This is a genomic window from Oleiphilus sp. HI0132 (assembly GCF_001635845.1).
In genome coordinates this window covers 1-1444 of sequence record NZ_LWGJ01001288.1, presented here as the reverse complement: position 1 = coordinate 1444, position 1444 = coordinate 1, and the positions used below count along the sequence as shown (strand labels likewise).

Sequence of the window (1444 nt, the reverse complement as noted above, 5' to 3'; positions counted from 1 at the left end):
CGGAGTAAGGTGGGTGGATGGGCTTCGAGCTTCTGTACGCCCGGTAATCACTTACGCTTTCTTCCTGCTGTTTACCACTGTAAAAGTCAGTGCGCTTTATGTGCTGGTGGTTGATCAGGGTATGGAGTTTGTTGTGGCTTTGCCACAAATATGGGATCCAGAAACGCAAGCACTGTTTGCTGCTGTGATGAGTTTTTGGTTTGGTCAGCGTGCTTTGGCAAAATCTAGGGGGCAGTAATATGCGCCACATTACCCAAGATGGCATCGACTTGATCAAGCGATTCGAAGGTTTTAGCTCGTCAGTTTATATCTGCCCCGCCGGTTACCCAACCATCGGCTATGGACACTTGGTCCGTTCGGGCGAGTCTTTTACCGAAATCACTGAGACTGATGCCGAGGAACTATTGCGTAAAGACGTTGAGTCAGCAGAGCGGGCGGTTTTACGTTTGGTGAATGTCCCACTCACTGATGGTCAGTTTGATGCGTTGGTTTCATTTGCCTTTAACCTAGGATCAGGGGCTTTTCAGCGATCGACCCTTCGTAGAAAGGTGAATCGCCAAGCTCATGCCGAGGTGCCAGCGCAACTGATGCGCTGGGTGTGGGCTGGTGGTAGAAAGCTAAACGGCCTGGTAAATCGCAGGCGATCGGAAGCTGCGCGTTACTCATAGCCAAGTTTCTTGATTAATTAATCTCTTCGGGATTTTTTTGAATCCCATCAATGATCGCACTGGCTGTTTGTCTGCGAGCACCACCTTTACTCCCATCAACTCTTCTAGCAAGAGACTCTAGTGCTGTATTCACGATAAGCACCGGTGTATCAATATGCCCGTCGCCTTGACGTGGGAACGTTGCATCGATGATACCTGCAGTCAGCGGGGCCTCCATGCTTCTTGGGACATTACTGATTCTTACGGCCGTATCTCGTTTACTGAATTGCTCTTCCAACGCTCGAAGCATGACCGTAGCGTTGTCATCGAGCTTGCTGGTTTTGAGTTTGGAAGACATCAATGAACGAACGACCTGATTGTTCAATAGCACCTGAGCCTTTGCTTGAAGCAGGTTGTTCCTCTCTACATTTGCGATTTTGCTTTGGTTTCGGTGGGTGTCTTTAGCGAATTTATCTATCTGCGATTGAGCCCGTTGGATGCTAGTTTGGTCCTCACAACTCTTGGCATCATCGGCAGCGAGAGCTTGTTTCATAGAGGTTGCTAGTTGCATTCGGTTGTTATGATCTACATACGCAACAGCTGCACATTCAATGTTGCCTTGTTTTGCGTGGATAACTTGGCAGACAGGCTCTTCAATTTGCTCCAATACGAAATTAACCAATCGCTCAAAAACGGGCTCACCATAGGTGGCGAAGTACACATGCGAGCCATCCGGTAGACCCGTATCAAATAAAGACCTATCGATAGTTAATACAGAGCCATCAACGATCGATTCA

2 protein-coding genes and 1 pseudogene are annotated in these 1444 nt (G+C 48.3%); 2 read left to right on the top strand and 1 reads right to left on the bottom strand.

Features of this window, described 5'->3' with window-relative positions:
* Together A3766_RS19640 and A3766_RS19635 are read left to right on the top strand one after the other, a co-directional pair.
* Nucleotides 1-238: pseudogene (locus A3766_RS19640) on the top strand (hypothetical protein); the annotation flags it as partial.
* Nucleotide 239: 1 nt separating this feature from the next.
* A complete protein-coding gene (locus tag A3766_RS19635; protein WP_068642739.1) occupies nucleotides 240-668 on the top strand; it encodes a lysozyme in 429 nt (142 codons plus the stop codon).
* A 13-nt stretch (nucleotides 669-681) separates the two neighbouring features.
* Here the strand turns inward: A3766_RS19635 and A3766_RS31315 are convergent.
* A partial coding sequence (locus tag A3766_RS31315) for a hypothetical protein (RefSeq protein ID WP_197479639.1) occupies nucleotides 682-1444 on the bottom strand: 763 nt, incomplete at its 5' end.

Excerpts from the sequence above, each read along its gene's own strand:
- A3766_RS19635 (WP_068642739.1), top strand. The coding sequence starts at position 240 with ATGCGCCACATTACCCAAGATGGCATCGACTTGATCAAGCGATTCGAA.